We start from the raw sequence: 25524 nt of genomic DNA on the forward strand, positions 1-25524 counted from the left end.
CAAGCATTTCATTCGCATCGCTCAGCCAATAGGATGTTTGCGGATGTAGCGGACAAGCCGCCGAGGGGGGCCGCTTGCGCTCCGCTTATGGGCACCGGCTTCGAGCTTGCGGGGGGACGATCGCATGCTCGCCGACGCGTAAAATAGTGAGAGGGCTCGGACTGAACATGGCGAACACACCAAAGAAGGTCAAAGATCCCACCGAAGTCGCGCTTTCTGCCATTCAGGAGGCCCTCAACATCAGCGAACAGAGCGCCGAGAGCCGCAACGCGGCCAATGAGAGCGCAGCGTCGCCGAACCTTCCGCCGGAATCTCCGGATTTCTCCGCCACGCAGTTCGAAGCCCGTGCCAACGCCGACCGTGCGGTCTTCGAGCCGATCGAGGAGCCGCGCAGCCCGCGCCGCGCCGCCAATGACGATCGCGAAACCATCGGTCAGCTGTTGCAGGCCCTGCAGCGCGGCCGCCCTGCCCGCAATTCCTTCACGCTGTTCGCGGTCTGCTCGGGCGTCTGGCTGCTCGGCTGCGCCATCCTCACGGTTGCGTTCTGGCCGTCGCTGCAGTCCGCGATGGCGCAGGGCACCGGTGTGCTCGTGCTTGCCGGACTTGCCGCGCTGTTCGTCGCGCCGGTGCTATTGTTCTTTTTCCTGTCGCGTCTCGCCGCGCATGGCCAGGATATGCAGTTGATCGCGCAATCGATGGCGCAGGTCGCGATGCGTTTCTCGGAGCCGGAGAACGCCGCCGCCGAATCGATGGTGACGGTCGGCCAGGCGATCCGCCGCGAAGTCGCCGCGATGGGCGACGGCGTCGAGCGCGCGATCGCGCGCGCCGGCGAGCTCGAGACCCTGGTTGCCAACGAGGTCGCCGCGCTGGAGCGCGCCTATTCCGACAACGAAGTGCGGATCCGCGCGCTGCTGCAGGACATCGCCCATCAGCGCGACAATCTGGTCGGCCAGGCCGAGCAGGTGCGCAGCGCGATCTCCGGCGTGCAGATCGACCTGCGCCACGACATTGCGCTGATCTCGGATGCGATCGCCTCGCGCGTCGACGAGGTCGCCAAGAGCATCACCGGCGCGCTGGAAGAGCGCGGCCAGCACATCACGACCGCGCTGAGCCATGCCGGCGACAACATGATCCTGGCGCTCGGCGAGCGCGGCGGCGACCTGCTCGACCGCCTCGAGGAAGCCAGCGCCGAGACCACGCGCGCCGTGCTCGACGCCTCCGAGCGGCTGACCACCAGCCTCAACTTCAAGACCGGCCACGTCCATGACGAGTTCGTCGATCTGGCCGACCGCGTCCACGAGATGCTGAACGAGCGCATCGACCGCATCGCCGGCGAGTTCGAGCAGCGCTCCTCGGCGATCGTCGACGGCATCACCGACCGCACCGAGCAGGTCCACGACTCGCTGAAGAACTCCGGCGACTCGCTGCTGCTGGAGCTCGAGCTGCGCAGCAACGACCTGATCGGCAAGATCGACGATGCCGGCAACCGCCTCGCCGGCCAGATCATGACCTCGGGCGACAAGGCGAGCGAAGCGCTCGACGTCACCGTCAATTCGCTGGTCGCCAAGGTGGTGGGCCAGACCGAGACCGCGCACGACTCGCTGTCGCTGCAGATGAGCGCGTTCGACGACCTGGTGAAGAACCACGGCAGCGAGCTCGCGGAAAGGTTCGCCCGCGACTCCGGCACGCTCGGCGCGCTGATCACCCGCCACATCTCGGAATTCGATCGCACCGTGAAGACCTTCGGCGGCGACATCGTCGAGCGCATGGGCCAGCGCACCCAGGACATCGCCGAAAGCCTGAAGACCTATGTCGACACCTTCGATCACCGCGTGACCTCGAACAGCGGCCAGATCACCGCCTCGCTCGACCAGCGCCTGCTGCAGTTCGAGACCACGCTCGGCAGCCGCGTCACCCATCTCGATGCCTCGCTGAACGACAAGCTGTCGACCTTCGACTCCTCGCTCGCCACCAAGATCGGTTCGCTGGACAGCGCGCTCGCCACCAAGATCGGCTCGCTGGATAGCACACTTGCCGACAAGATCGGCACGCTCGACTCCTCGCTCAGCGGCCATCTGTCGACGCTCGACTCTTCGCTTGACGGCCGCCTGAAGACGCTCGAGGTCACGTTCGAGAACCGCGCCAAGTCGGTCACCGAAACCATCGACGGCCGTCTCGGCACGCTCGCGAGCTCGCTGACCGAGGGCGCCGCCCAGGCGATCCAGTCGATCGACTCGCGGCTCGGCCTGCTGACCACGACCCTGACCGAGGGCACCGTGCAGGCGATCGCCGCGGTCGACCACCGCATCAACAACGTCACCAAGACCATCGACGGCCACAGCATCCGCCTCGCCGACACCATCAACGGCCACAGCGCGAACCTGACCGATGCGATCGCGGCGCGCTTCGCCGACGTCCAGCAGGGCATCGAGAGCCGCGTCGGCGTGATCGCAAGCGACATCGACACCCGCGTCGCGCAGTTCGAGGACCTGCTCGGCTCGCGCGTCGAGGCCGTCGCCGGCCGCATCGAGAGCTCGGGCCGCCAGGCCAGCGAGGACCTGATGTCGCGCGCCGAACTGCTGTCGTCGAGCATCAAGTCCCATGTCGAGGACGCCGAGCGCTCGCTGACCAACCTCGTGGTCAACACCAGCGAGACCATCCAGACCGGCGCGCGCACCGCGCAGCAGGCGCTGCTCGCCGTATCCACGGATGTCGGCGCCCAGCTCAAGCTGACCTCGGCCGAAGTCGAAGGCGTGCTGACCGCGGTCGGCGGCAGCGCCGCCAATTCGATCCTCTCCAGCGCCCGCGACGCGCAGGCCTCGCTGGTCGCCGCTTCCGGCGACGTCGTCTCCCAGATCAAGTCGCTGTCGGAGGACGTCGAGCGCACGCTGCAGGCGGCCGGCACCGCCACCGCAGCCTCCGTGCTGTCGGGCGCCCGCGAGGCGCAGACCACGCTGGTCTCGGCCTCCGCCGATGCCGCGAGCCAGGTCAAGTCGCTGGCCGCCGACGTCGAGCAGTCGCTGTCGATGTCGGGCACCGCCGCCGCCGAAGCCATCATGACCGGCGCCCGCGAGGCCCAGACCACGCTGATCTCGACCTCGACCGACGTCACCGGCCAGGTCAAGTCGCTTGCCGGCGACATCGAGCGCTCGCTCTCGGTCGCGGGCTCGGCCACCGCGGAAGCCGTCGTCGCCTCGGCCCGCGAGGCGCACAGCACGCTGGCCGCCGCCTCCACCGAGGCCGCCAACCTGGTGCGCACGCTGTCCGCCGACATGCAGCACTCGCTGTCGACGGCGGGCAACGCCACCGCGGAATCCATCGTCGCCTCGGCTCGCGAGGCCCAGAGCACGCTGGCCGGCGCCTCGACCGAGGCCACCAACCTGGTGCGCACGCTGGCGGCCGACATGGAGCGCTCGCTGTCGATGGCCGGCGCCGCCACCGCGGAATCGATCACCTCGGGCGCGCGCGAGGCCCAGACCACGCTGGTCAACGCCTCCACCGAGGCCGCGACCAAGGTGTCGGCGCTCGCCGCCGACATCCAGCGCGCGCTGTCGATGGCCGGCAACGGCACCGCCGAGGTGCTGACGGCCGGCGCCCGCGAGGCGCAGAACACCCTGATCACCGCGTCGACCGACGCCGCCAACCACGTCAAGTCGCTGGCGGTCGACGTCGAGCGCGCCCTGACCGCGGTCAGCACCAACACGGCGCAGTCAATCCTCGGCAGCGCGCGCGAGGCCCAGACCTCGTTCGTGGCCACCTCGACCGAGGCCGTCGGCCAGATCCGCGAGCTATCCGCCGAGATCCAGCGCTCGCTGACCTCCGCCGGCGCCGAGACCGCGCAGTCCATCCTCGGCAGCGCACGCGAGGCCCAGACCTCGTTCGTGTCAACTGCCACCGAGGCCGCCGAAGAAATCCGGATGCTCTCCGCCGACATCGAACGCTCGCTGACCTCGGTCGGCGCCGAGACCGCGCAATCGATCCTCAGCAGCGCCCGCGAGGCCCAGACGTCGTTCGCGGCGACCTCGACCGACGCGGCAGGCCAGATCCGCGTGCTGTCCGCCGATATCGAGCGCACGCTGATCGCGGCCGGTGCGGAGACCGCGCAGGCCATCCTCAGCAGCGCCCGCGAGGCGCAAACCTCGTTCGCCGCGACCTCGGCCGACGCCGCGAGCCAGATCCGCTCGCTCTCGGCCGACGTCGAGCGCGCGCTCGGCGCGGTCACGGCCAAGACCACCGACAATATCCAGACCTCGGCGCAGACCGCGCAGGCGGCGCTGATCACGATGTCCAACGAGGTCTCGACCAAGGTCAAGACGACCTCGGCCGACATCGAACGCTCGGTGCTGTCGGCCTCCAGCGCGTTCGGCTCGGCGATGACCGGCAAGACCGACGAGATCGTCACCTATGTGCAGCAGCAGGCCGAGCGCCTGTCGCAGCTGGTCGACGGCCGCCGCGGCACCCTGGTCGAGGCGCTGACCGTCAAGACCACGCAGCTTGCGACCGACATCGATCGCGCCACCGCGGATGCGCTGAAGGCGATCGAAACCCGCGGCCTCGCCTTCTCGCAGTCGATGGCGGCGCACGGCAGCGACGTCGCGCGCAACATCACCTCGGCCGGCGACCAGGCGACCGGCGCGGTGGCGAAGTCGCTCAAGGACCTCGAGCAGGCTTCGCGTGCGGCGATCGATCAGTCCCGCCAGGTCTCGATCTCGGCGGTCACCGAGATGCAGGAGACCAGCAAGATCCTGCGTACCGACACGGTGGCGCTGTTCGAGCGGCTGCGCGAAGGCAACATCCTGCTGCAGGAGGTGCTGACCGGCGCCCACGACAACCTCAATTCGCTGGAGCGCGCGCTGGTGACCCGCGTGGCCGACTTCGTGTCCGCGATGAACGACGTCACCTCGCGCAACGGCGTCGCGACCCAGACGCTGGAAGACCAGCTCACGGTGTTCAACAGCAAGACCGGCAAGGCGCTGGAGGACCTCGGCGAGCTGTCGAGCCAGTTCGAGACCCATGGCAAGGCGCTGATCGAGGCGGCTGCCGTGGTCGAGCAGGCCAACCGGTCGACCACGGCCTCGGTCGGCGAACGCAAGGCGGCGCTGGAATCGCTGGTCACCACCATCGACCTGCGCACCACCGATCTCGACCAGCGGCTGTCGCGCTTCACCGGGCTGCTCGATGAATCGCTGGCCGCGGCCGAGGAGCGCGCCCGCGACATCGCCCGCGTGGTGGCGGAGACCGCGGGCGCCGGGTCGGCGGCGATCAGCCGGCAGTTCGAGGCAGTGCGGCTCGCCGCCGAGAACGAGCGGCAGCAGACTGTCGACGCCATGAACGAGCTGTATCAGCAGAGCAACGCCGAGACCGATGCGATGTTCAAGGAATCGACGGAGAAGTTCTCCGCGATGGTCACGGCGATGAAGCAGATGGCGAGCGAGATGCACAGCGAGCTCGAGGCCACCCGCAACGAGCTGCGCCGCGGCGTGCTCGAAATGCCGCAGGAGGCCGCCGAGAACACCGCGCAGATGCGCAAGGTGATCGTCGACCAGATCGAGGCGCTGGCCGAGCTGAACCGCATCGTCGCGCATCACGGCCGCGGGCTCGACGTGGTCAGCGCCGGCCGCTCCAGCGTCCGCCAGGAGGAGGCCGTGATGGCCGCCGTCGGCGGCCGCGGCGGCGACGTGCGGATGCGCGACAACGGCATGCGCGACAATGGCATCCGCGATAATGGCAACAGCGCCTCGACGCTGCCGCCGCCGGATCTCGGCATGGCGAGCTCGCGCCGCACCGAGGCGCCGCCGGTCAGCCCGGCGAGCTCCGACAACGGCCGTGACGGCTGGCTGTCCGACCTGCTCAATCGCAGCGACGCGCCGCCGCCGGCCCCGCCGAGCCGCGAGGCCCCGCGCCCGCGTCCGCAGCAGCAGGCCGCTTCCAATCCGCTGGAGTCGCTGTCGCTCGACATCGGCCGGCTGATGGACCGCAGCCTCGCCGCCGAGATGTGGGACCGCTACCAGCGCGGCGAGAACAAGGCGTTCTCGAAGCGCCTGTACACGCCGGCCGGCCAGAAGGCGTTCGACGAGGTGGCACGCAAGTACCGCGCCGACCGCGGCTTCAAGCAGACGGTCGACCGCTACATCGCCGAGTTCGAGCGCGTGCTCGACGAGGTCGCCCGCGACGGCCGCGGCCAGCAGGAGCTGCGCAGCCACCTGATTTCGGAGACGGGTCTGGTCTACACCCTGCTCGCCCACGCGGCGGGACGGCTGGGGTAAGCGGATCGGCGAATAGCGAGTAGCGAATAGCGAATGGAAACGGAGGCCGAACGGCCTCCGTTTTGTTTCGGGCTAACGCGAACGGAGCCGCGGGCTCTGTATCGGCAATCGCGCGACGGCGTGACCACACCGTCATTGCGAGCGGAGCGAAGCAATCCATCTGTCAGCGCACGCGGAACGATGGATTGCTTCGTCGCTTCGCGCCTCGCAATGACGGGGCTGGCAGCAGAGGAAAGGCTACTCGCTATTCGAATAGCGAAATGGAAAACACAGGCCGAACGGCCTCCGTTCTTGTTTGGATTGTGTGCGTCCGGATCGCGCGGCGGGGGTTTGTGTCTCGGCTTTAGCCACCGTCATTGCGAGGAGCGAAAGCGACGAAGCAATCCATGCTTCAGCGAGTGGAGAGATGGATTGCTTCGCTGCGCTCGCAATGACGGCTTTGGCGAGAGCGAACCCTATTCGCTATTCGCCACTCGCCATTCGCAGCATCAGCTCACTGCCGCCGTCGCGGCCCGGGCGCAGGGGCCGGCGCCGGCGCGGGCTCCGGTGCCGCATTGTTGCTGCCGCCAAAGATCACGCGGCTCGGGTTGCGATCAAAATTGTTCACGGCGCGGCTGATGTCCGACAGCGTCCTGCGGCCGTCGGTGATCAGCGCGGTGGAGCGCTTGTCGAGATCCTCGGCCAGCTCGCGGATCGACTTCACCATCAGATTGAGCTCGCCGCCATTGTTGCCGCCGGCGATCGCGTTGAGCCCGAGCATCAGGCTGTCGGCCTTGCCCATCACGCCGTCGACCTTGAGCATGACGTTGTCGATCTTCTCGGAATTGCGCGCCAGGGCCTGGGTGAAGGTCTCGAGGTTCTTCAGCGAATTCTTCACCGACTGCTGGTTGTCGGCGACGATGCGGTTGACGTTCTGCAGGGTGGCGCGGATCGCCTCGGTGACGTCCTGCAGCGCGTTCGGGTCGGCGGTCAGCACCGGGATGCCGTCCTCGTCGAGCGGCACCGGCGGGGCCGCCTCCTCGCCGCCCTTCAGCGAGATCGCGGCGACGCCGGTGAGGCCCTGGAATTCGAGACCGACCACGGTGTCCTTGCGGATCGGCGCATTGTTCTCGATCATCGCCAGCGCGACGACGCGCCGCGGGTTGTCGAGCTTGACCGAGATGACTTCCCCTATCCGGATACCGTTAAAATTGACATTGCCGCCGTTGCGCAGGCCGGATGCCGGGCCCTCGAAGATCACCCGCAACGGGCTGCGCAGCTTGGTGGTGTGCAGGCTCTGGAACCAGAGCACAAAGCCGAACGCGGCCGCGATCACCGCCAGCGTGAAGGCCCCGATCAGGACGTAGTTCGCCCGCGTTTCCATCGATTGCTTCTCAGGCTCTCGCGCGGCTCAGCCGCGCGAAAGCCCGTCGAACTCCCTGTTGGCACATGATCTGGTCCGAAAACCGGCCTCCGCGATGGGGGATCATGCGCTATGCCACAACGGCGCGGGCGCGCTTGCCGTTGAAATATTGCTGCAGCCACGGATGCTGCGATGCCTTCATGTCGGCGATCGATCCTGCAGCAATGATCTTACCGTTCCCTAAAACGGCTATACGGTCGCACGCGGTGTAAAGACTGTCGAGGTCGTGGGTTACCATGAAAACGGTCAGCCCCAAAGTACGCTGCAGCGTGCGCACCAGCTCGTCGAACTCGCCGGCGCCGATCGGATCGAGGCCCGAGGTCGGCTCGTCGAGGAACACCAGTTCCGGATCGAGCGCAAGCGCGCGCGCCAGCGCGACGCGCTTGATCATGCCGCCGGACAATTCCGACGGATAGCGGTCGGCGACCTCCGGCTTCAGCCCGACCATCGCGAGCTTGGCCACCGTGATCTCGTCGAGCAGCCGCTGCGAGACGCGCAGATATTCGCGTACCGGAAACTGGATGTTCTGCCGCACCGTCAGCGAGGAGAACAGCGCGCCCTGCTGAAACAAGATGCCCCAGCGCCGCTCCACGGCCTGGCGCTGCGCGGAATTCGCGGCATCGAGGTCGACGCCGAACACCTCGATGCGGCCGGCGACCTTCGGCACCAGGCCGATGATGGTGCGCGTCAGCACCGACTTGCCGGCGCCGGACGGGCCGACGAAGCCCAGGATCTCGCCGCGCTTGACGTCGAGGTTGAGGCCGTCGAGCACGCGCGTCTTGCCGAATTGCACGGTGATGTCGCGGACCCGGATGATGGCGTCGACCTCCTGCTCGGCCATGATCACATCCCGATCGAGGCGAAGAAGATCGCGAACACGCCGTCCATCACGATCACGAAGAAGATTCCCTTCACCACCGAGGCGGTGGTGTGCTGGCCGAGCGACTCCGCCGAGCCCTGCACCGCGAGCCCCTCGACGCAGGCGACGATGCCGATCACCGCGGCCATCACCGGCGCCTTGACCAGGCCGACGATGAAATGGTCGATCGATATGGCGTCACGAAGGCGGAGCAGAAAGGCTTCCGGATCGACGCCACCGTAGAGCCAGGCCACCAGCCCGCCGCCATAGAGCGCGGCCATCGCGCCGAGGAAGGCGAGGATCGGCAGCGCCAGCACCAGCGCGAGCATGCGCGGCAGGATCAGGACCTCGATCGGGTCGAAGCCCATGGTGCGCAGCGCGTCGATCTCCTCGCGCATCTTCATCGAGCCGAGCTCGGCGGTGTAGGCCGAGCCCGAGCGGCCCGCGACCATGATCGCAACCAGCAGCACGCCGATCTCGCGCAGCACCAGCACGCCCAGCATGTCGACCACGAAGATGTCGGCGCCGAACCTGCGGAAGTGGAAGATGCCCTGCTGCGAGATGATGCAGCCGATCAGGAAGGTGATCAGCACCACGATCGGCACCGCGCGCCAGCACACCTGCTCGAGGTGATGCACCGTCGAGGTCAGGCGGAAGCTGCGCGGCCGGATCAGCACCTTGGCGGCGGCGGCCAGCACCGCGCCGAGCATGTCGATCAGGCCGATGATGGTGCCACCGATCCCGACCACGGTGCGGCCGATCTGCTCGAACATGCCCGAGATCGACAGCGCCTCGGTGGCCGCCCTCGGCGCCGCGCCGACGCGGCTGACCTCGTCCACCAGGCTGGAATAGTTGGCGGAGAGGCCGGCGATCTTGGCCTCCGCGCTGGCGTCGCTGAGGCTGCGGCGCAGCCGCTCGATCAGCCAGGCACCGAACGTATCGAGGCTTGCAACCTGCGAGACATCGATGAAGATATGCGGGCGGCTGCCGCGCAGCTTCTCCGCATCGGATACGATCCGCTCAAGCGCGGGGGCAAAGCGGGCGGTCCAGTTGCCCGCCGCGCACAATGCCAGTCCTTCGCCTTGGGCTATCCGCTCCAGTGTCGGGTCGCCGCTCAATTTTGCCTACCCCTCAGCCGGTTGGCGGGTTCGAACCGGTACCCGGTGCCGCCGGACCGGCTTGTCGAATCTGGCACTAACCAGCCATAGTTGGTTGCGCCTCGCAAGCTACGGTTCAGGAAATAGTAGACTTTAAAATGACTTCGAGCCCATCCCGGAGTATTTCCCTGAGCGCGCGGATCGAGCGCTGGCCGATCGCGGGCTCATTCACGATCAGCCGCGGCGCCAAGACCGAGGCGGTCGTCGTGCTGGCCGAGGCGAGCTGCGGCGGCGCGACCGGCCGCGGCGAATGCGTGCCCTATCCGCGCTATGGCGAGACGCCGGAGGCGACGCTGACGGCGATCCAGGCCATGCAGGCACCGCTGGCCGCCGGCATCGACCGGATCGCGCTGCAGGCCGCCATGCCCGCCGGTGCGGCCCGCAACGCGCTCGACTGCGCGCTGGCGGACCTCGAAGCCAAGCTGGCCGGCGAGCGCATCTGGAACCTGCTGGGACGGCCGGCGCCGACGCCCTGCACCACCGCCTACACGATTTCGCTCGGGACGCCCGAGGCGATGGCGGAGGCCACCGCCAAGGCCGCGCACCGCCAGTTGCTCAAGGTCAAGCTCGGCGGTGACGGCGATGGCGCGCGCGTCAAAGCGGTGCGCAAGGCGGCGCCGGCCTCCGAGCTGATCGTCGATGCCAATGAGGCCTGGACCGAGGCCAATCTTGCGGCCAACCTCGCCGCCTGCGCCGAGGCCGGCGTCACGCTGATCGAGCAGCCGCTGCCAGCGGGCAACGACGCGGCGCTGGCGCGGATCGAGCGACCGGTGATGGTCTGCGCCGACGAGAGCGTGCACGACCGCGCCTCGCTCGCGGCGCTGCGCGGCCGCTATGACGCGGTCAACATCAAGCTCGACAAGACCGGCGGCCTCACCGAGGCGCTGGCCATGGCGGACGCCGCCGGCGCGCTCGGCTTCGAGATCATGATCGGCTGCATGGTCGCGACCTCGCTGGCGATGGCGCCGGCCATGCTGATCGCGCCGGCCGCGCGCTTCGTCGATCTCGACGGCCCGCTGCTGCTGGCGCGCGACCGCGACCACGGCCTGCGCTACCAGGGCAGCCTGGTCTATCCGCCCGACGCCGCGCTCTGGGGGTGATGCCTCTTTCCTTGACGCGTTTTCTTAACGCGAACCGGTACCCACTTCGCTTGAAAACGCTATGAAGCGCCTGCGCGACAGCCACATCACGAGCCCGCCGGTGCCTGCCATCGCCGCCATCATGTAGTACGCCCCGAGCCCGTAGCGCGCATAGACCATGCCGCAGAGTATAGACGTCGTACTGGCGACGATGCCGCCGCAGGCCGTCAGGTAGCCCTGCCCGCGCGCCATGATGTGGCTCGGCACGTGATGCACCATCAGCCCCATGATGCCGACCTGGGTCAGCCCGAACGACAGCGCGTGCGCGAGCTGAACCATCGCGAGGATCGGCAGCGGCGGATCCTGCGCGGTGATCGCCCAGCGCGCCGCAGCGCTGACCGCCGCGATCACCACCAGCGTCTGCGGCCGCAGCGTGAAGCGCGGCGACAGCGCGAACAGCACGATCTCGGCGATGACGCCGAGCACCCACAGGCCCGCAATCGTCAGCCCGCTGAATCCGGCCTGCTGCCAAGCGATCGATGCGAAGATGTAGTAGGCCGAGTGGCTGCTCTGGATCAGCGCCGCCGCGAAGATGATGGCGAGAAACCCGCGATCGCGCAGCAGTTTTCGCGCGCCGGCTGCAGCGGCCGAGGCCGCCGGCGGACGCTCCAGCGGCCGCAGCGTCAGGGCGACCAGCGCGCCGACGACGGTCATGAAGGTGATGATCCAGATCAGATGGACGGCCGCGACATAGCCGAGCAGGAAACCGCTGGTGAGCGCGCAGACCGCAAATGCCGCCGACCCCCACAACCGCAGCGGCCCGTAGTTGAGGCCGTATTGCCGCACGCCGCGCAGCGCATAGGCATCGGTCAGCGGCACCATCGGCGTCCAGACGCAGCAGGTCAGCGCATAGAACACGAGCACCAGCAGCGGCTGGTGCTGGGTGCCGATCAGGCAAAATCCGAACGCGGTGGCAAAGCTCGTGGCGATGATCGCGCCGCGCAGCATCTGGCGCCGCTCGGCGCTGGCGGTGACCAGCGGCAGCACGGTGAAGCGTGTCACCGGCGGCACCGCCGTGATGATGCCGATCCAGGTGGCGTCGATGCCGATCGCCTTCAGCCACACCGTGAAAAACGGCAGGTGAACCCCGGTCATGCCGAACAGCGTGGCATAGAATGCGGCGAGCCGGGCCGCGAATCGCCGCGATGCAACCTTCGCTGCAATGGGGATTTGTGATTCGGAAGACATCAATTCAATTGCGATTCGCGCGATATCGTGGTGATCGTTAGCGTAACGCGCAGTGATTTGCGCGGAGAGATTGTGATGGCCGAAGAAGCATTCGCCCTGTCGCCGATTTCCGCCCGCGCGGCCCTGCCGAGCGAGGAGGACTATGCCGCGATCAGCGAGGCCTTCATGGAGACCTCGCGCGGCCGCTGGTTCCTCGGCGAGTATGCCAAGCGCAACCGCAATGCCGATACCAGCAGGGTGCTCGACGCCGTGGCGCGGATCGAGGAAAGCCTCAGCGCGCAGCGGCAGGCGACGGTCGAGGCGATTCGCGACGAGCAGCTGGAACAGGTGCTGGCGGCGCTGCGCGGCGCGGTCGAGGCGACCCAGGCCTCCGCCATCGCGGCGCTCGACGGTCTCAGCCTCGAGCAGACGCTTGCGCCGGTGCGCAAGGGCGTGCGGGTGATCCGGGAAATCTCCTGGCGGCTGCGCGAGATCGGCAATGACGGCCGGATCTGCGACATCATCGATTCGCAGGCCAGCGCAATCGAGGCCGGCGCCGCACAGCTTTCGATGGACGACGCCAAGGCCGTGCTGGACGCTGCCTTCGCGGCGCTGGCGCGCCGGCTCGGCGAGTTCGATGCGGATAAGCCGGCCGCGGCCGAACCGGCGGTGGCCGAGGCTCCGGTCGCGGAAGCGCCCGCGGCAACTCCGGTAGCCGAAAGCGCTGCGCCTGAAGCAGCAGCGGTTGCCGAGCCGCCGCCCGCTGAGCCGGTCGCCGTAGCGCCGCAAGCGGAGGCCGCCGTACCCGCAACGCAACAGCCGAATGAAGCCGCATTGGCCCAGGCTGAGGCCGCGCTGGCCGAAGCCGAGGCGGCCGAGCTCGCCCGCGCCGCCGACGAAGCCGCCGCGGACGCGCATGACGAGGCCGTGCTCGACATCATCGCCACGGAAATGGGCGCCGCCGATCCGATCGACGAAGAGTTGATCGCCGAGGAGATGCGCGCCGCTGAGGCCGAGGCGATGGCGGCCGAACCTGAGATGGCAGCGCCGGAGCCTGAGCCTGTGCGGGTCACTGAGCCGGTGGTCGCGCCGCCGCCAGTTGCCGCCGCGCGGACCGTGCAAGCGCCGGTGCCTCCGCCGCCTCCGCACGCCGTCGTCGAAGCTGCGCCCGAGCCCGCAGAAATCTCGCTCGGCTCGACCATCATCGCGAACGGCCTGGTGAAGCGGCCGAGCCCTGCGGCCAACGATCCGCTGGCGCCGATCCGCCGCATGAGCCAGACCGAGAAGATCGCGTTCTTCTCGTGAGCTCGTCATTGCCGGGCTTGACCCGGCAATCCATCAAACGTGAAGCGCTTTTCTCATGATGGATGCGCGGGTCGAGCCCGCGCATGACGAGTTGAATATGCGATCGCCTCAGGCCACCAGCCTGGCAAACAGCTCGGCGTCGACATTGCCGCCCGAGAGCACGATGACGACGTTCTTGTCCTTGACGTCGATCCGTCCCGCCAGCAGCGCGGCGAGCCCGATCGCGCCGCCCGGCTCGACCACCAGCTTCAGCTCGCGATAGGCGAAGGCGACCGCTGCGCCGACCTCCTCGTCGGAGGCGGCGACGCCATTGGCCAAGAGCTTGCTGTTGATGGCGAAGGTGAGCTCGCCCGGCATCATCGCCATCAGCGCATCGCAGATGGTGCGGGCCGCGACCGGATGCGCCTCGCGGTGCCCGGCCTTGAGCGACAGCGCGTGATCGTCATAGCCCGCGGGCTCGGCGACGATCACCTGGGATTGCGGGAATTTCGCCTTCACTGCGGTGGCGACACCCGCGATCAAGCCGCCGCCGGAGGCCGGCGCCACCACGATGTCGGGGGTCAGCCCGAGCGCCGCCATGTCCTCGGCGATCTCGCGGCCGGCGGTGCCCTGCCCTGCGATCACGAAGGGATCGTCATAGGGCCGCACCAGGGTCGCGCCGCGCTTGCCGGCGATGCCGTTGGCGATCGCTTCGCGGTCGTCGCGGTCGCGGTCGTAGAGCACGACCTCGGCGCCATAGGATTTGGTGCGCTCGCGCTTTGTCAGCGGCGAGTCCGCAGGCATCACGATGGTCGCCTGCATGTTGAGGATTTTTGCCGCGGCCGCGACGCCCTGGGCATGGTTGCCCGAGGAGAACGCGACCACGCCGCCGCTCCGCTGCGCTTGCGGGATCGAGGCGAGCTTGTTGAAGGCGCCGCGGAACTTGAACGATCCGGTCCGCTGCAGCATCTCGGGTTTCAGGAAGACCTTGGTGCCGACCCGCTCGTTGAGAACGGGGAAGGTCAGCAGCGGCGTGCGCACCGCGAACGGCGCGACCACCCTTGCGGCGGCATCGATGTCCGCGGCAGCGACGGGTGGAATTTGGGCGTTGTCCGTCATCCGCGATTTCTATCGCGGCCGACGGCGGCCGGGCAAGACGCTTTAGCGTGAGGCTAGCGCGAGGTCGGCTGGCTGGCCGGCAGGGCCGCGAAATGACGGTTTTCGCCAACAAATTCGGCCGCCCTGTCCTTGTCATCCGGCAACACCGGCCGGACGTTCATGGCGCGGTCGATGAACACCCGGGCCGAGGCCTGCCAGGTGTGGAGCGCGGCGAAGTCGACACAGGCCTGCCGCGGGATGCTCAGCGCCTCCAGGCAGGCATGGCGCAGATCGTCGTCGAGCACGCCGACCGGCGCGGCGCCGATCACGTCGCGCGGGCCGGTGACCGGAAAAGCGGCGACCGGCAGACCGCTGGCCAGCGCCTCTAGCAGCACCAGACCAAAAGTGTCGGTGCGGCTCGGGAATACGAATACGTCGGCGGCCGCATAAATTTCGGCCAGCTCCTCGCCGTGGCGGGCGCCGAGGAACACGGCCTCGGGGTATTTGCGCTCCAGCGCTGCGCGCGCCGGGCCGTCGCCGACCACGACCTTGGTGCCGGGCAGATCGAGCTCGAGAAACGCCTCGAGATTTTTCTCGACCGCGACGCGGCCGACGCTGAGATAGACCGGCTGCGGCAAGCAGAGGTCGACATCGCGCGGATGGAACAGCGCGGTATCGACGCCGCGCGACCACAGCACCACGTTGCGGAAGCCGCGCTGGCGCAGCTCGCTGGCCAGCGCCGGCGTCGCCGCCATCACCGCCTGGCTCGGCCTGTGGAACCAGCGCAGCGCGCGCCACACCCAGGCCTCGGGGATCGGTGTCCGCGCCGAAACATATTCGGGGAAGCGGGTGTGGAAGCTCGTCGTGAACGGCAGGCCGCGCTTGCGGCAATAGCGGCGGACCGCGAGCCCGATCGGGCCTTCGGTCGCGATATGGATGCTGTCGGGCTTTGCGGCTTCGATCAGGCTGGTGACCTTGGCCTGGTACGGCAGCGCCAGGCGGAGATCGCGGTAGCTCGGCATCGCAAAGGTGCGGAACGAATCCGGCGTCAGGAAACTCACCTCGACGCCGAGCGATTTCGCCGCCTGCGCCATCATGGTCAGCGTGCGGACAACCCCGTTGACCTGGGGATGCCACGCATCGGTCGCGACCAGGATATGCGTCATGCAGCGCGTGCCGTGACCCGCGGAACCGGCACCGCACTGCGCACCGGATCGGTCCAGGTGATGATCTCGAAGCGGCCGTCCTCGTGCTCGGCGAGCGCGGTGCAGCTCTCCACCCAGTCGCCGCAGTTCATGTAGCGGATGCCATGCTCGTCATGAATGGTCGCGTAGTGGATGTGGCCGCAGATCACGCCGTCGCAGCCGTGGCGGCGCGCCTCGCCGGCCAGCGTCGCCTCGAACGCGCCGATATAGTTCACCGCCTTCTTGACCTTCAGCTTGGCCCATTGCGACAGCGACCAGTACGGCACGCCGAACATCTTGCGGAAGAAGTTGACGAAGCGATTCATCTGGATCGCGAAGTCGTAGGCCTTGTCGCCGAGATGGGCGAGCCAGCGCGCGTTCTGCACCACGAGATCGAAGATGTCGCCGTGGATCACCAGATAGCGCTTGCCATCGGCGCCGGTGTGGACGGTGTTCTCCACCACGTCGATACCGCCGAAATGCGTGCCGTAATATTTGCGCAGGAATTCGTCGTGGTTGCCCGGGACGTAGATCACCTTGGCGCCCTTGCGCGCCTTGCGCAGCATCTTCTGCACGAAATCGTTGTGGGTCTGCGGCCAGTACCAGTTCGACTTCAGCGCCCAGCCGTCGACGATATCACCAACGAGGTAGATCGTGTCGGCATCGTGAGAGCGGAGGAAGTCCAGCAGACGGTCGGCTTGCGAACCGCGGGCTCCGAGATGGACATCGGAGATAAACAAAGTGCGAAAGCGCCGCTCCGGGCTTTCTTCACTCAAGGAGTCACTTCCCATGCCGGTGCACCTAACAGATTCCTGTGACAAGGCGATGACGATCCCCGCGACCCGAGGCCTCACAATCAGTTAACGAGAATCAGTTGCACGCCCCTTCCCTGCGGATAACAGCGCCATGCGACAATCTGGCGACACGAGCGGCGCGAGTTGTGCGGAACACGGCGATGTGTTGCCGGTGTATCGCGGTGGAACAAGGTCTGTCCCCCTCGTCATTGCGAGGAGCGGCATCCGGGGTCTGCATCCGCGGCTGCAGCGGCCCCGGATTGCGCTGCGCTTCATCCGGGCTACGGCAGCTACGGGCTACGGCAGCTCAGTAATACTTGTGGAAATGATGCACGGGCGAGTGGCCGTGGCCGACGGCGAAGCGATCGGCCTCAGCGATCGCCTGCGTGATCCAGGCCTTGGCGTTGCGCACGGCGGTCTCCATGTCCTCGCCCCTGGCGAGCCCGGCCGCGATCGCCGAGGACAGCGAGCAGCCGGTGCCGTGCGTGTTGGATGTCGCGATCCGCGGCGCTGCCAGCGCGATGCTGCGATCGCCGTCGATCAGATAGTCGACGCTCTCGGCGCCATGGCCATGACCGCCCTTGACCAGCACCGCGCGGCATCCCGTCGTCGCCAGCAGACGCTTCGCCTGACGCTCGGCATCGGCCTCGCTCGCGGCGATCGGCTCGTTCAGCAGCGCCGCCGCCTCGGGCAGGTTCGGCGTGATCAACGACGCCAGCGGAAACAGCCTGGTCTTCAGCGCATCGACGGCCTCGGCCGCGAGCAGCCGGTCGCCCGAGGTCGCGACCATCACCGGGTCCAAGACAACGTGGCGCGGCGCCCAGCGCGTCAGCCCGTCGGCGATCGCCGCGATGGTCTCGACCTGCGCCACCATGCCGATCTTGACCGCGCCGACGGCAAGGTCGGAGAACACCGCATCAATCTGCGCGGTGACGAATGCGGCCGGCACCGCATGAATGCCGCTAACGCCCGTGGTATTCTGCGCCGTTAGCGCGGTGATGACGGAGGCGCCGTAGACGCCGAGCGCGGCAAAGCTCTTCAGGTCGGCCTGGATGCCGGCGCCGCCAGAGGAATCCGAGCCGGCAATGGTGAGCGCGACGGGCGTCATCGGAGGACACAAGGGGTTGATCGGAACGGGACCATGCCCTGTCCTAGCGCGCCGGCCGATTGGCGGCAAGTTCGCGTGGTTTTGCCGCGACTTGGGCGTGACTTGGCCGTGACTTGGGGCCTGAACCGGCCTTGCCACGGCGGCTGGTTTTTGGCCTATTGTCGGCAATTCCCCGGAGACAAAGCGATGGTTCCTTTCTTCGTCCAGATCAAGTGCAAGCTCGGCCAGTCCTACACCGTCGCCAACGCGCTGGCGGAGGCCGAGATTGCATCGGAGATCTATTCCACCGCGGGCAACTACGACCTCCTGGTCAAGTTCTACGTCGACAACGACACCGACATCGGCCACTTTATCAACGAGAAGGTGCAGGTGATCCCGGGCATCCAGGACACGCTCACGATCATCACCTTCAAGGCGTTCGGCGCGCGCTAGCTGCTGCTTCACCTCTCCCTATGGGAGAGGTGAAGCACTGCCGTTGCGCGATGACTTCAAGCCGATCATCGCGCCTAGGATTCCTTCTCCTTCTCCTTCTCCTTCTTCTTCGGCCGCGGCGGTCCTTCGACCGGCGGCAGCGACTTGATGTACTCGGCGATCGCCTCGCGATCGGTTGCCGGGAGCTGCGAGGTGTTGCGGATCACGCGCACCATCGCGCCGCCGGCGCTGTCGCCGTCCGGCGTCTGACCGGTCTCGAGGAAGTAGGAAATATCCTTCGCGCTCCAGTCCGACAGCCCCTTCTGGGTGATGTTGGGCACCCAGCCCTCGCCTTCCGGATTTGGTCCGCCGGCAAAGCGCTGCGCGCTGATGATGCCGCCGAGGAAATTGCGCGGGCTGTGACACTCGGCGCAATGGCCAAAGCTGCTGGCAAGATAGGCGCCGCGATTCCATTGCGCCGAGCGGCTCGCATCCGGCACGAACGGCTTGTCGTCCATGAACAGGAATTTCCAGACGCCGATATTGCGGCGGATGTTGAACGGAAACGGCACGTCGTGGTCGCGCACACGGCCGGTGACCGGAGCCAGGGTCTTCAGATAGGCAAACAGGTCACGCACATCGCTGACCCTGGCGTGCGTATAGGAGGTATAGGGAAACGCCGGGAAGAAATGCGTCCCCGCCGGCGAGGTGCCTTTCATCACGGCGGTGACGAAATCGGCCTCGCTCCAGCGGCCGATGCCGTCGTTCGGATCGGGCGAGATGTTCGGCGCGTAGAAGGTGCCGAACGGCGAGCCGATCGCGAGGCCGCCGCCAAGCTTCAAGCGGTCGTCCTGCTTCGGCACGGCATGGCAGGAGGAACATCCGCCTGCATTGAACGTTATGAGCCCGTTCGCGAGATCAGGCTGGTAAGCCGGCAGCGCGCTTGCTGCGACGGTCGCCGGGATGGTCACCCACCAGAACACGCCAAAGCCGGCAAGGCAGGCCAGGATGGCCAGAACAACAATTCGTCGCAGCATTCACCGATCCGTCGCTAGAGCGTTTTCCCGCGAAGTGGATACCGGTTCGCGTGAAGAAAACGCGTTAAAACAGGAATCTAGAGTTCGAAGCCTATCAACCCAGTATGGTGGCAAGCGGTCGCCTGCGCTCGCATCAAATTTCGCGCCTTCACGATGATTTTGGGAATAATTCCGCAAAGCCGCTGTTTGAAGACTGAAACCGTCCTGTGACGTCAAAGGGGAGAGAACCATGTCGAACAAGACCTTGCTTGCCACGTTGACGCTCGGCGCCGCGCTGGCGCTGGCCGGTCCCGCCTTCGCCCAGAAGTTCAAGGTGGCGCTGGACAGCAAGTCCGAGGTGCCGCCGAACAGCAGCGCGGCGACCGGTACCGCCGACATCGACTACGACGCCGCCAGCAAGAAGCTGAGCTGGAAGGTGACCTATTCTGGCCTCTCCGGCCCCGCCACCGCGGCGCATTTCCATGGCCCTGCCGAGAGCGGCAAGAATGCCGGCGTCGCGGTTGCGATCCCGAACGCAACGTCCAGCCCGGTCGAAGGCAGCGCGACGCTGACCGACGCGCAGGCCGCCGATCTCCTTGCCGGCAAGTACTATGTCAACATCCACACCGCGGCCAACCCGGGCGGCGAAATCCGCGGCCAAGTGATGAAGTAAGTGACGAAGTAAGTGACGAAGCAAGCGTGAAGTCATCGCAATAAGAAAAGGCCGACACAACGAAAAGGGCGGACGCTTCGCGGCGTCCGCCCTTTCTCGATGACCTCTCGCGACTTCGCGCGAGATGAATTCCGGCCTGCGTGAAGAACGCGCGATCAGCTCTTCTTGAGACGGTAGGTCTCGTGGCAGCCGCCGCACTGCTTGCCGATGACGCCCAGCTCGGCCTTCAGCGTATCGAGATCTTTGATCTTGCCCTTGGCGTCGGTGACGGCCTTGCCAAAGCTCGCCGCCTGCTGCGCGAAGCCGGCCTTGTCTTCCCAGATCTTTGGCGAGGGAGCGTAGTCACCGTCCAGCTTAGCGCCCTTGATACTCTCCGGGAACAACGTCGGAAGCTGCTTGGCGGTGTCATCGAATTGCGCCAGCGCCGCATCGACAGTCGCCTGGTCGTAGGGCTTCTCGCCCTTGACGATCGCCGCCAACGCGCCCGCATTCTTGCCATTGCCCTTCATCATGGCCTGGGTCTTCTTGACCTGATCCTGCTGTGCAACCACGGCACCGGCACTGAACGCGAGCACCGCTGCGACGACGACAATCCGCTTCATCGGCTAAATCCCTCAATTTCGGTTTGTCCCGGCCCACAGGGTTGCGGACCGGCCTGTTTGCGAACACCGCGGACGGAATTTCATTCCGCCTGCGGCAGTTTGTCAGAGCTTGTGCAGGCGCTCGGCCTCGCGGATCGCGACCCAGACCCGCTCCGGCGTGGCCGGCATGTCGATGTGGTCGATCTTGTACTCGCGATGCAGCCCCTCGACGATCGCATTGACCACCGCCGGGCACGAGCCGATCGCACCGGCTTCACCCGCCCCCTTCACGCCGAGCGGATTGGTGGTGCAGGGCACGTTGTGGGTCTCGAACACGAAGGACGGCCCGTCGGAGGCGCGCGGCAGCGCGTAGTCCATGAAGGTGCCGGTGACGAGCTGACCGTCGGCCGGGCTATAGATCGCGCGCTCCATCAGCGCCTGGCCGATGCCCTGCATCGCGCCGCCATGCACCTGGCCCGCCAGCATCAGCGGATTGAGCGTGACGCCGAAATCGTCGACGATCACATAGTTGACGATCTTGATGATGCCGGTGGCGGGATCGATCTCGACTTCGGCGAGATGGGTGCCGTTCGGATAGGTGCCGTCGGCGCTCGCGAACGTCGCGCTCGCATTCATCTTCGAGGAATCGCCGCCGGGACGCTTTGCCAGATCGGCAAAGCTGATCGAGCGGTCGGTGCCGGCGATGCGGATGCGGCCGTCGGCGATCTCGAGATCGCCGGCGCCCGCTTCCAGCGCCTGCGCCGCCAGCTCCTTCAGCTTGTTGCCGAGCTCGCGCGTCGCGCGCTCGACGCTGACGCCGCCGGATGGAATCGACGCCGAGCCGCCGGTGCCGAGGCCGGTCGCGATCTTGTCGGTGTCGCCCTGCAGCACATGGACGCGCTCCGGCGGCACGCCGAACTGCTCGGCGACGATCTGCGCATAGGCGGTCTGGTGGCCCTGCCCGCTCGACTGCGTGCCGATCAGGATCGAGATGTCGCCGTTGGGATCGAGCGCCACATTGGCGGTCTCCTCGCCCATGGTGCCGCAGACCTCGACATAGCTCGCCATGCCGATGCCCCGCACCAGGCCTTCCTTCTTCGCGGCCTTGGCGCGCTTCGGAAACTCCTTCCAGTTGGCGATCTCCATCGCGCGCTTCATATGCGCGACGAAGTCGCCGGAGTCGTAGACCTTGCCAGTCGCGGTCGTGTAGGGCAGCGATTTCGGCGGAATGAAATTCTTCCGCCGGATCGCATCCGGCGTCATGCCGAGCTTGCGCGCAGCGGCGTCGACCAGCCGCTCGATCACGTAAGCCGCCTCGGGGCGGCCGGCGCCGCGATAGGCGTCGACCGGCACCGTGTTAGTGAAGATGGTGCGGACGCGGCAGTGGAAGGCCTGGATGTCGTAGAGGCCCGGCAGCATGCCGGCGCCGCCATGCGGGATATAGGGCGCGAAGGTCGAGAGATAGGCGCCCATGTCGCCCATCAGGTCGACGTCCATGCCGAGGAATTTGCCGTCCTCGGCCAGCGCCATCTTTGCCGTGGTGACGTTGTCGCGGCCCTGCGCGTCGCCCATGAAATGGTCGGAGCGCTCGGCGGTCCACTTGATGGACTTCTTCAGCTTGCGCGCCGCGACCGAGATCAGCGCATACTCCCGGTACGGAAACAGCTTGGTGCCGAAGCCGCCGCCGACGTCGGGGCAGATCACCCGCATCTTCTCCTTCGGCATTTTCAGGACCATGTCGCAGAGGATCTCGCGCAGGCGGTGGCTGCCCTGGCTGCCGATCGTCAGCGTCAGGTGATCGTGCTTGGCGTCGTATTCGGCGACCGCCGCGCGCGTCTCCATGAAGTTGGTGATGACGCGCGGGTTGACGATGGTGATCTCGGCCACCGCATGCGCCTTGGCGAAGGCGGCATCCGCGGCGCCCTTGTCGCCGATCGAGACGTCGAACAGCACGTTGCCGGGCTTGTCGGGCCAGACCTGCGGCGCGTCCTTCTTCACGGCATTGGCAAGGCCCACCACCGCCGGCAGCGGCGTCCATTTGACGTCGATCGCCTCGATCGCGTCGCGGGCATGATCGACGGTGTCAGCGACCACGAAGGCGATGGCGTCGCCGACATGGCGCACCTCGTCCTTGGCGAGGATCGGATAAGGCGGCGCGGTGAACGGATCGGTCTCGAGGTTGAACAGGCACGGCAGACCGCCGAGCTCGGCGACATCTTCAGCGGTCAGGATCAGCGCCACGCCGGGCATGGCGCGGGCCTTGCCGGCGTCGATCGTGTAGGTCGCGTGCGCGTGCGGCGAGCGCAGCACCAGCGCGTGCAGCGCGGGAGACGGAGCAACGTCGTCGGTATAGCGGCCCTTGCCGCGAATCAGAGCGTCATCCTCCTTGCGCCGCACGCTTTGTCCGACGCCGAATTTGATGGGGGCTGCCATAGTGTCTCCGGTTGCAGTCTTCTTGTTCCACCATATTGGCGTGGTTGGCTGGGAAGCGCAAACGGCTTTCTCGGGGCATTTCGGCACTTGCGAAGCCCGCCGCAATCACTAAAGCGGGATCGGACGGAGCGGCCTTGGCTGGACGGTCTGCCGGTAAAATTCGATCGCCCGCGCTGCGCGCCGAACTCGCCGCGCAGCGTGCCTGCGATCGACTTGCAGACGATGCCGGGATGCATGGGCCGGCGCTGGTTGTCGGTCGCAGGATTCACGAAAACTATACCAAGTCTGCGGACGAACCCCAGATTGTTGCCGCCTTCGCTCCAAGGTAAGGTTGTCGCGGTATAAGCTGGCGGTGAGCTGCGTGATTGTGCGTTGGCGATTTGGTTTGGGGACCGATGACCGCTGGCAAAGTGTCGCAAGGGCAGGCCCCCATGGGGCTAGCGCGTCGCCGGTGGCATGAGGAACGCTCGCTACGCTGTGCCATCAGGCTGGCCCGGATGGGCTACTGGGAGTCGCAGCGCGCCGCTGCGAGCGACCTCTGGATATCTCCCGAGCTTGCCGCCTACTACGAATTCGAAACGGTCGACGGTTTCATCCCCATCGCTACGGTGCGCGAGCGCTATTTGCCGGAAAGCCGCAAGCTGCTGGAGGCGCATTACGCGGCCTGCTGGGCGGAGGGAAAGCCCTTCGCGGTACAGACGCGGCTGCGCCGCTCCGATGGTCGCGTGCTCGACTGCGTCGAGCATGGCGAGCCGGAATTCGACGCGAACGGACAGGTCCGGCGCGTGTCCGGCATCGTTCGCGACGTCACCGAGGAGACCTCCTCGCTGCGGCGCCTGGCGGAGAGCGAGCAACGGCTGGCCGATTTTGTCAGCACCGCCTCGGACTGGTGCTGGGAGAGCGACGCCGCGCATCGGCTGCTGCCGTATCCGAAGTCGCTCGCCGGCAATGCCGCGTTCCAGACCGTTGCCGCCGGCGGAAAGGCGCGCTGGGAATTGGCGTATGCGCCCGAGGACGCCGAGGCGATGGCGCGGCACCGGGCCGACATGGAGGCGCATCGCTCGTTCCGCGACTTCATCTATACGCTGATCGGCCAGGACGGCTCGCGCGTCAGCATCTGCACCAGCGGCAAGCCGATCTTCGCCGATGACGGCAGCTTTCTCGGCTATCGCGGCACCTCCAGCGACATCACCCAGCTCAGGGCGGCCAAGGCGCTGCTCGACCAGCGCACGCGGGCGCTGGAGGAAGCCCATCAGCTCGGCAAGATCGGCACCTGGAGCTACCGGCTGGACATCGGCCGCACGGTGTGGGCGCCCGAGCTGTTCCAGCTGCTCGGCTTCGACCCCGACGCATTCGAGCCGACCTACAAGAACATCAAACCCTATTTCCTGGGCGATGACGCCGACCGCCTCGGAGAGGTGCAGAAACGGGTGCTGCGCACGCGCAGGACCGAGGCCACCGACCTGCGCATCCTGCACGCGGACGGCACGACCCGCGACCTCGCGGTGATCTGCAAGGCGGAGGTCGCCCATGACAAGGTCATCGGCATCATCGGCACCGTGCAGGACGTCACCGAGCGCAAGGAGGCCGAGCGCCAGCTCGAGCAGCTCGCCTACAGCGATCCCCTGACCGGCCTTGCCAATCGCGCGCTGTTCAAGCGTCAGCTCGCCGCCGTGATCGAGAGCTGCGCCCGCGACGGCAGAGGCAGCGCGCTGCTGCTCATCGATCTCGATCGCTTCAAGGAGGTCAACGATTCCCTCGGCCATGCCGCCGGCGACGAATTGCTGATCTGCGTCGCGGCTGCGCTGCGCCAGGAGCTCGGACCGCGCGCCTTCATCGCCCGGCTCGGCGGCGACGAATTCGCGGTGCTGGCGGAGGGATCCGGCATGTCCGACGCCGCGCTGACCGAGCTTGCCGATCGGCTGATCGCGAGGCTGTCCGGTCCCGTCGATCTCACCGAGGGCGAGGCCTTCGTCGGCGCCACCATCGGCATCGCCCGCCTGCCCGAGCATGGCGCGACCGCGGAGACCGCCGTGCGCAACGCTGACCTCGCGCTCTACATGGCCAAGGAGGCCGGGCGCGGCCGGGCGCAACTGTTCGAGCCGGTCTATGCCCAGGCGGTCGATCAACGGCTCGATCTCGCCCGGCATCTGCGCCACGCGGTGGAGACCGGCGCGCTCGAGGCGCATTACCAGCCGCAGGTCGACCTGCGGAGCGGCCACGTCGCCGGCTTCGAGGCGCTGCTGCGCTGGACCCATCCCGAGCGCGGGCCGATCTCGCCGGCGGAGTTCATCCCGATCGCCGAAAGCTCCGGGCTGATCGTCGATCTCGGCCTGTGGGTGCTGCGCGAGGCCTGCCGGCAGGGCCGCGCCTGGCTCGATGCCGGATTGCCGCGGCGCTCGGTGTCGGTGAACGTCTCGCCGGCGCAGATCTGGAGCGTGGATTTCGAGGCGGCGGTCTCGGCCGTGCTGGCGGAGACCGGCTTCCCGCCGGAGCTGCTCTGCCTGGAGCTGACCGAAAGCCTGTTCGTCGATCATACCGAGCAGCGGATCAATCGCACGCTGACCGCCCTCTCCGCTCTCGGCGCCCGGCTGGCGCTGGACGATTTTGGCTCGGGCTATTCGTCGCTCGGCTATCTGACGCGTCTGCCGTTCGACCGGCTGAAGGTGGACCGCGCCTTCGTGGATGGCATTTCCACCGCGCCGGAGAAGCGCAAGCTGCTCGGCGGCATCATCGCCCTGTCGCATGGGCTCGGCATGACCGTGGTGGCGGAAGGCGCCGAACTGCCGGCCGAAGTCGACGTGCTCGGCGGGCTCGACTGCGACCTGGTGCAGGGTTTTGTGTTTTCCCAGCCCATCGCCGCCGACGAAGCGCCGCTGGTGGCCGCCCGCATCGAGCGCGAGGCGAGCCGGATTGAGCCAAAACGGAACCGGCTCTAGGCGCGCGCACAAA

Annotated in this window: 17 protein-coding genes; 6 read left to right on the plus strand and 11 right to left on the minus strand. The window is 67.2% G+C overall.

Going from position 1 to position 25524, the window contains the following annotated elements:
• Window positions 1–167 precede the first annotated feature (167 nt).
• On the plus strand, window positions 168–6266 hold the full coding sequence (locus XH93_RS28640) for a negative regulator of septation ring formation (protein WP_194470046.1): 6099 nt from the start codon (window positions 168–170) through the stop codon (window positions 6264–6266).
• A 493-nt stretch (window positions 6267–6759) separates the two neighbouring features.
• Here the strand turns inward: XH93_RS28640 and XH93_RS28645 are convergent, their stop codons facing one another.
• The 3 genes from XH93_RS28645 to XH93_RS28655 form a co-directional block, all read right to left on the minus strand.
• Complete coding sequence (locus tag XH93_RS28645; protein ID WP_139485182.1) at window positions 6760–7629, minus strand: MlaD family protein; 870 nt, start codon at window positions 7627–7629, stop codon at window positions 6760–6762.
• A 109-nt stretch (window positions 7630–7738) separates the two neighbouring features.
• Complete coding sequence (locus tag XH93_RS28650; protein ID WP_139863317.1) at window positions 7739–8509, minus strand: ABC transporter ATP-binding protein; 771 nt, start codon at window positions 8507–8509, stop codon at window positions 7739–7741.
• A gap of 2 nt (window positions 8510–8511) precedes the next feature.
• Entirely contained in the window at window positions 8512–9645 is a 1134-nt protein-coding gene (locus XH93_RS28655) for an ABC transporter permease (RefSeq protein ID WP_139485180.1), read from the minus strand.
• A 137-nt stretch (window positions 9646–9782) separates the two neighbouring features.
• Between XH93_RS28655 and dgcA the strand changes: the two genes are divergently transcribed.
• Window positions 9783–10784 carry an N-acetyl-D-Glu racemase DgcA gene (gene dgcA, locus XH93_RS28660; protein WP_194470047.1) on the plus strand — a complete coding sequence of 334 codons (1002 nt, stop codon included), beginning with the start codon at window positions 9783–9785 and terminating at the stop codon, window positions 10782–10784.
• Between the two features lie 24 nt (window positions 10785–10808).
• On the opposite strand, the gene XH93_RS28665 is transcribed toward dgcA, so the two are convergent.
• The gene (locus XH93_RS28665) at window positions 10809–12011 is read right to left on the minus strand and encodes an MFS transporter (RefSeq protein WP_194470048.1); all 1203 of its coding nucleotides are present in this window, start codon (window positions 12009–12011) and stop codon (window positions 10809–10811) included.
• A gap of 75 nt (window positions 12012–12086) precedes the next feature.
• Between XH93_RS28665 and XH93_RS28670 the strand changes: the two genes are divergently transcribed.
• Window positions 12087–13295 carry a hypothetical protein gene (locus XH93_RS28670; RefSeq protein ID WP_194470049.1) on the plus strand — a complete coding sequence of 403 codons (1209 nt, stop codon included), beginning with the start codon at window positions 12087–12089 and terminating at the stop codon, window positions 13293–13295.
• A 108-nt stretch (window positions 13296–13403) separates the two neighbouring features.
• Here the strand turns inward: XH93_RS28670 and XH93_RS28675 are convergent, their stop codons facing one another.
• The 4 genes from XH93_RS28675 to thiD all read right to left on the minus strand — a co-directional run bounded on the left by XH93_RS28675 (window position 13404) and on the right by thiD (window position 17458).
• Complete coding sequence (locus XH93_RS28675) at window positions 13404–14393, minus strand: threonine/serine dehydratase (protein ID WP_139485176.1); 990 nt, start codon at window positions 14391–14393, stop codon at window positions 13404–13406.
• A gap of 53 nt (window positions 14394–14446) precedes the next feature.
• Window positions 14447–15538 carry a glycosyltransferase family 1 protein gene (locus XH93_RS28680; protein ID WP_194470050.1) on the minus strand — a complete coding sequence of 364 codons (1092 nt, stop codon included), beginning with the start codon at window positions 15536–15538 and terminating at the stop codon, window positions 14447–14449.
• Window positions 15535–16347, minus strand: coding sequence for a UDP-2,3-diacylglucosamine diphosphatase (locus tag XH93_RS28685; RefSeq protein ID WP_194470051.1), 813 nt, complete (start codon window positions 16345–16347; stop codon window positions 15535–15537). Before XH93_RS28685 ends, XH93_RS28680 begins: the two co-directional genes overlap by 4 nt.
• 310 nt (window positions 16348–16657) lie before the next feature.
• The gene (gene thiD, locus XH93_RS28690) at window positions 16658–17458 is read right to left on the minus strand and encodes a bifunctional hydroxymethylpyrimidine kinase/phosphomethylpyrimidine kinase (protein ID WP_194470052.1); all 801 of its coding nucleotides are present in this window, start codon (window positions 17456–17458) and stop codon (window positions 16658–16660) included.
• A gap of 186 nt (window positions 17459–17644) precedes the next feature.
• Here thiD and XH93_RS28695 point away from each other — a divergent pair, with 186 nt between their 5' ends.
• On the plus strand, window positions 17645–17890 hold the full coding sequence (locus tag XH93_RS28695; RefSeq protein ID WP_139485172.1) for an Lrp/AsnC ligand binding domain-containing protein: 246 nt from the start codon (window positions 17645–17647) through the stop codon (window positions 17888–17890).
• Between the two features lie 74 nt (window positions 17891–17964).
• Here the strand turns inward: XH93_RS28695 and XH93_RS28700 are convergent, their stop codons facing one another.
• A complete protein-coding gene (locus XH93_RS28700; protein ID WP_194470053.1) occupies window positions 17965–18906 on the minus strand; it encodes a cytochrome c in 942 nt (313 codons plus the stop codon).
• Window positions 18907–19135: 229 nt separating this feature from the next.
• Between XH93_RS28700 and XH93_RS28705 the strand changes: the two genes are divergently transcribed.
• Entirely contained in the window at window positions 19136–19558 is a 423-nt protein-coding gene (locus XH93_RS28705; RefSeq protein ID WP_194470054.1) for a CHRD domain-containing protein, read from the plus strand.
• A 155-nt stretch (window positions 19559–19713) separates the two neighbouring features.
• Here XH93_RS28705 and XH93_RS28710 read toward each other — a convergent pair whose 3' ends face one another.
• Entirely contained in the window at window positions 19714–20160 is a 447-nt protein-coding gene (locus XH93_RS28710; protein ID WP_139485169.1) for a cytochrome c, read from the minus strand.
• Between the two features lie 102 nt (window positions 20161–20262).
• On the minus strand, window positions 20263–22572 hold the full coding sequence (locus XH93_RS28715; protein ID WP_194470055.1) for a xanthine dehydrogenase family protein molybdopterin-binding subunit: 2310 nt from the start codon (window positions 22570–22572) through the stop codon (window positions 20263–20265).
• A gap of 497 nt (window positions 22573–23069) precedes the next feature.
• Here XH93_RS28715 and XH93_RS28720 point away from each other — a divergent pair, with 497 nt between their 5' ends.
• A complete protein-coding gene (locus XH93_RS28720) occupies window positions 23070–25511 on the plus strand; it encodes a bifunctional diguanylate cyclase/phosphodiesterase (RefSeq protein WP_194470056.1) in 2442 nt (813 codons plus the stop codon).
• The last annotated feature ends 13 nt before the right edge of the window (window positions 25512–25524 follow it).

Origin of the sequence: Bradyrhizobium sp. CCBAU 51753 (assembly GCF_015291565.1) — a bacterium.
Lineage (GTDB): Bacteria > Pseudomonadota > Alphaproteobacteria > Rhizobiales > Xanthobacteraceae > Bradyrhizobium > Bradyrhizobium ivorense.